Annotated in this window: 4 protein-coding genes and 1 pseudogene; 2 read left to right on the top strand and 3 right to left on the bottom strand. The window is 38.8% G+C overall.

What is annotated here, in order from left to right; all coding sequences use genetic code 11:
• Nucleotides 1–80: 80 nt before the first annotated feature.
• The gene (locus EKM83_RS12710; protein WP_003646131.1) at nt 81–362 is read right to left on the bottom strand and encodes a type II toxin-antitoxin system RelB/DinJ family antitoxin; all 282 of its coding nucleotides are present in this window, start codon (nt 360–362) and stop codon (nt 81–83) included.
• A gap of 249 nt (nt 363–611) precedes the next feature.
• Nucleotides 612–953: pseudogene (locus EKM83_RS12705) on the bottom strand (replication initiator protein A); the annotation flags it as partial.
• A gap of 1,454 nt (nt 954–2,407) precedes the next feature.
• Here EKM83_RS12705 and prgP point away from each other — a divergent pair.
• Both prgP and prgO read left to right on the top strand, forming a co-directional pair.
• Nucleotides 2,408–3,313 (top strand): ParA superfamily DNA segregation protein PrgP, encoded by a 906-nt coding sequence (gene prgP / locus EKM83_RS12690; protein WP_060416927.1) that lies wholly within the window; start codon nt 2,408–2,410, stop codon nt 3,311–3,313.
• Complete coding sequence (gene prgO / locus EKM83_RS12685) at nt 3,291–3,566, top strand: DNA segregation protein PrgO (RefSeq protein WP_060416928.1); 276 nt, start codon at nt 3,291–3,293, stop codon at nt 3,564–3,566. The genes prgP and prgO overlap by 23 nt, the downstream gene beginning before the upstream one ends.
• A 396-nt stretch (nt 3,567–3,962) precedes the next feature.
• Here the strand turns inward: prgO and EKM83_RS12680 are convergent, their stop codons facing one another.
• Nucleotides 3,963–5,339: an FAD-dependent oxidoreductase gene (locus EKM83_RS12680; protein WP_087717427.1), complete on the bottom strand. Its 1,377-nt coding sequence runs from the start codon at nt 5,337–5,339 to the stop codon at nt 3,963–3,965.
• Nucleotides 5,340–5,605: the final 266 nt, after the last annotated feature.

Raw genomic sequence — 5,605 nt, 5'->3', positions numbered from 1 at the left:
CTGATACCCGACGAATTAAAACTGGCCGAGACTTGCCACCGTTAGTTTCTACAAAACTAACGTATAGGCTGACTAAGTCATTAGTCCTCATCTGGATCGTTGAGCCAATCAGCGACCTCTTTAGCGTCTTTGAACTCGGTGACTGGTGTCCCTTCGGTCGCCTTTAAAAAGCGTAAATTAGCTCTTTCTTCTTCGCTTAAAGACACATTAAAAGGTAAAGCACCATTAGCAACAATCCGCTTGTAAAACATGTTAATGGCCGTGGTTGGATTTAAGCCCAATTCGCTTAAAACTGCTTCGGTATCATCGGCCAAATCTTTATCAATCTTGACTTGGACCCGTTTCTTTTCCTTAACTGCCATGATGGTCTCATCTCCTTTCATCTGCTACTACCATTATACTACCTTTTGAGTACCTGATCAACGGATAAAAACCTGGCCTCAGGCCACTTGAGGTTGGCATTGATCTAAAGGCTGAACTTTTGCGCTGGTTAGCTCTGGCGCTCATTTAAAAGCCCCTATTCTTCTGTTTAATCCATTTAAATCTAACTTAAGTATAAAGGGTCAGTAAGTCTTAAAACTGCTTAGAAAGGATTTTGTAGCCTTTTAGGACTAGTAGTACAACCCACTGTTGTCGTTGTCGGCCGGCTTTTCTTCTTCGGGGTGTTTGGCCGCGTATTCTCTAGCCGCTTGTTTATTCCACCAAACACCAAATAGATTTTGCATGGTGCCATACAGGTAGTTTTCCACGTTCTTGATGTGCTTCTCATTGCTTCTTAGGGCGTTAAAGTAACGTCTCAAGGCTTTAGTCATTAAAAATTTAAGTTCTTCGTCGTCCAGTGGGATTATGACGCCAATATCTTTATGATCCTTCTCAACTCGGTACTTAGCATTTAAGATAATACCAACGAAGCGACGCATCTGTTGCGGGGTACGGCACCAAAAACCAAGCAGTATTCATCATGTTACAGCACCCAAGTAAAAGCTACGAAGATAAAAACATTCATCCTCAAAATATGTAACCTAGAAAAAAGGCCTCCAGTGTTAAACCGGGAGCCTTTTTTAGTATACCAATTTCTACTTCACATAAGGCGGCTTATCCCAAGTAACCCACATTCACCGCGGTACTTCCACATTCCGTTATTTTTTGATTGTGAACTTGTCCAAAAAAGAAGTGGTATAGGTCGCAGATTGACTTTAATTGGGGAAAGAAATTTTGTGAAATTTACTGGTATTACTCCTAGACCATTCCCTTAAATTCAACTGTCTCATTCTTTGTATTAACCAAAAACTTACCGACACTCCCCTGATACTTCACGGATACTTTAAAGGAATACTTGTAATTTACCCGAGTGTATCGAATACTACTAATTCTTCCCTGATACCCTTGACTACGCAAAACTCTCTTCACTTGGTTCCTTTGTCGATCAGTAATTCTTGCAGAACTCCGATAGATTGTCTTCTTAACGATCACATCTGGATTCAATGGAACAATGTAATCCTTACATTCCAACAATTCCACCAACTTTCTTTTTTCTTTATATTTGTCTTGACGGGTTACGGTTTTCCATTCAGTTTAGAGGGAGTGACGTTTTGAGCGCAGAATTGTTCCCTGGAAACAGCTATTTGAAATAACTGAACCAGAGTACAATTCTGCTAACTAAAAGTTTCCCCTTAGTTCGTCGGTCGTTAACGCCCGTCGCTTGTCTGTACAATTGCGGTATTGCTACCACCACTCATTATAAACCTACGTTTTCGGTTTAGCCTACTAAAAAACGCCCTAGTAGGCGTTGATGATACGTATTTATTTTTGTTCGATCACCAACTAATCAATGGCACCAAGCCGAAGCTTCATTTTACCACCCGCGCCGTTAATGGTCGCGCTCACCATTCACCACCCAGCCGTACAGATGACCTTGTTGTGGTATAGCCAGACTTATTGAAGTCGCCCTGGCAAACGTGTCCCCTTGGATTTAGACCCCAGCTTGTCCCCTAGGGCTTTAAAAATCGCACCGGCCATGTTATAATAGTCGTTAAACAATATGACTTTTATGTGTGGCGCTCACCAATTCCAGTTGGTGGGTGTTTTTTTATGTTCTGTTTTAATTGCACAACTAATAATAGACGCTTTTATGCCAATTGTAAAGGCAAATCGTAAAAGTCTCCTTTTTCAAAATGTTTAAAAGGAGACTAGTACACTAGGATAAAAGGAGACAAGGAGACTAGTGTACTAGTGCCCCTTTTATACAAAAACAGGTCTATATTTAACAGCTTTATGCTTTTATCTCCTAATCTCTTAGTGTATAAGGAGACAAGGAGATTAGTACACTAGTACACTAGTCTCCTTAATTTGTTTTATTTAATGTAAAAGTGTACTATTGCATTAAATACATAAGTGAGGTGTCCAAATGGGATATGTTATTGTAAACGCTCAGCAAAAGGGCGGCGTTGGAAAAACAACCGATACTGTCATGGAAGCTGTTGTTGCCTCTTCATTTTACAACAAAAAAGTTTTAGTTATAGATACCGATTTGCAGGGAAATGCAACACAGTTCTTAGCTAAAACATTTCAAGTTTTGACATTTAATCAATCATTCATGAGCTGTATAGAAGATGGTTCCTTAGAAAAAGGGATTGTTTCTCTTTCTGATAACTTGGATTTAATTGGCTCCGATTACGACACAAGAAAATTTGGAGATTTCCTTGATAATAAATTTTCCAGTATAAGTGATCGAACTTTTTATCTTAGCAAGCTAGTAAACAAAATAAAAGATAGATACGACTACATATTTATCGACGTTCCTCCTTCGACAGATATTAAAGTTGACAACGCCATGGTATGTGCTGATTACATTATCGTTATTCAGGAAACACAACAATTTGCTTTCGATGGGTCTAAACGTCTTGTCTTAACATATCTTCAAACATTAGCAGACGATTTTGGGGATAAAGTTCATTTTCAAGTTGCCGGAATACTTCCAGTCTTGCTACAGGCTAAACGTCCGCTTCATCAAAGAATCGTAAAAGAAACAATTGAATATTTTGGAAAAGACAATGTATTCAATAATATTGTAAATAACCATGCGAGATTGGAGTGGTATGCAGCTCAGGGAATTCAGTTTGAAGATTACCATGACAAGCGCGTTTGGGGACTATTTGCTGATATATTCTCTGAACTGGAATTAAGAATCAAGTCCTTTGAAAATACAGGAGATATAGAAAATTTCACTTATGCTCATCAGTTTATAACTGGTAACAAGCTTACAAGCAAAGGAAAGGCGATGACTGTCAGTGGCTTTGATCAAGCGAAATAATAATCAGCAGGTTACCATTCAAAAAAAAGCTAACGTTTCAAGAGATTTAGACGCTTCTAAATATAAGAGCTATCAGCGGAAGACACTGAAGGTTGATCCTCCAGTTTACGAATTAGTAAAAACAATTTCTTACGTAACAGATGTGAAAATGTATGATCTCGTTCGTGAGATGGCAAATATTTATCTAGAGAAAAATGTAGATGTCCGTGACCGTGAAAATATAATTCGAATGATAAACCAAAAAGGAGAATAGGAGATTAGTCTCCTATTCTCTCAGACGACACGTTCACTTTTTAGACGTATACTTGTCCGTTTAAATGAAGCAGAATGTACACAAAAAAGGCCACCCACCTCGTAATGAGATGAGTGGTCATTTGGTTGTGTCAATCTTGAAGGATTAACTTAATCCTAGCACTATTTACTTTTGAGTTCACGTACATCGCCTTCAACATTGTCTAGGCGTTCGTTGATAACCTTATGCTCACTTCTACTAGCAATAAAGTCTTCACGTAGGGTAGTTTGCGAATCAAACAACCGTTCAATTCGCTGGCTGCTATCCTTCATACTTTGGGCAATGTCTTGCAGCCGATCCGTAAAAGGTTTCATGATAGATTGTAAACAGCAAGCTGTAAGTGATCTTTAAAATTTTTTATTTTGTAAACTCAAGTTCACCAAGAGCATGTTGGGCTGCTAAATTCAATAGGCTCCACTGTCGGTCAAAGCCTGGTTGGAAGAAAAAGTCAGCTTCGGCCAAATCTTCCAATTTTAATCCTTGTTGGATGGCTAATGAAATAACATTACCTTGGGCAGTGATATCATAAGTTGACAATACAGCACCACCTAATAGTTGATGAGTGTTTGGATTGTAATCTAGCTCTACGTAGACCTCTGTATTTCCCTTCTCCATAGGAACATAAGCTGGACGCAAAGTGTCTTTGTAAAAGGATGTGTGAATTTCAATATCGGCCTTTTGGGCTGTGGTCATATTCAGACCTGATGTGGCAAAGTGATAGTCGAAAACACTTAATGCTGATGAGCCAACTACTCCTGAAAATGGTATAGATGGTGTGTTCTCAAAGATGTGTTCCGCTACATAACGGGCTTCGCGCCGGGCAACCGTGGCTAAAGCTATCGGCATGTCCTTCTGGGCAGGAATTGAATAGGCCAATACCGCATCACCTATGGCGTAGACATCAGGCAGATTAGTTCTCAAATATTTGTCAGTTTTAATCCACCCGCGCTTATCTAGTTCAACCGTTCCCCTTAACCAATCAGTATTAGGCTTTACTCCAGCAGCTTGAATTATCAAGTCACTCGGATATTCTGCATCGCTTGTCTTAACAGCAGAAACTGCTTCAAGACCTTCATAGCTTTCGATCTTAGCACCAGTGACAACTTGAACTCCCTTGTTGGTCAATTCTTTTGATAAGATATCTGTTAATTCAGTATCTAGATAGTTACCCAAAGGCCGATTAATCATATCGATTAATGTAACATTTTTGCCAGCTTTGATGCTGGCCTCGGCAGCTTCAATCCCAATGTAACCCGCGCCAATAACAGTAATATTTTTGACATTTGGGTCAGATAATTTTGCTTTGATCTTCTCTGCCCAATCCTTGCCGCGCATTGAATAAACGTTTTTTAGTTCATGACCAGGAACTGGTAAATTGTTTGGAGTGACGCCTGAGCTTAAAATTAATTTATCATAGTCATAGCTCTGTATTTTACCGGATTTTAAGTCTTTTATGATAACTTGCTTATTCTCTGGATTTATTTTTGTCACTTCATGATTGGCGTATACTTCTGTCCCAAGTTTTTCGAGATCTGCAGGTTTAAAATTACGGACATCATTAACATTCGTTACGCTGTTTTCTAAATATAGTTCCATACCACAGGACATGAAAGAAATAAAATCTCCTGCTTCGAATAGTTTAATATCTAGGTCTGAGTATTTGTGAGTAAGTTCCAGAACTGACTGATGGCCGCCGTGCGATGCACCAACAACAATAACTTTTGTCTTCGACATAAAAAATATAGCCTCCTAATAGATTGGTGAAAAACAATGAGGTGAGTCTACTTACAAAAATGATCCAATTACAGTTTAGAATCATTCTAAAACAAAGTCAATGGATTTTAATTAAAAGGTAGATTGTAAAATTAATCCGAACGCTGTTCGGACAAAAAAGATCAGCTTCCTTTAAAATGGTGTTTACCACAAACCCATCTTTTAGGAGCTGATCTTTTGTCTAGTATAACCTATTCCGAACGAATTAAAATCGAAACCTTTTGTGA

It is taken from the genome of Levilactobacillus angrenensis (assembly GCF_003946085.1).
GTDB classification, from domain to species: Bacteria; Bacillota; Bacilli; order Lactobacillales; family Lactobacillaceae; genus Levilactobacillus; species Levilactobacillus angrenensis.
Note: the sequence above shows the minus strand (reverse complement) of the source record. Positions and strands in the feature narration are given on the sequence as shown.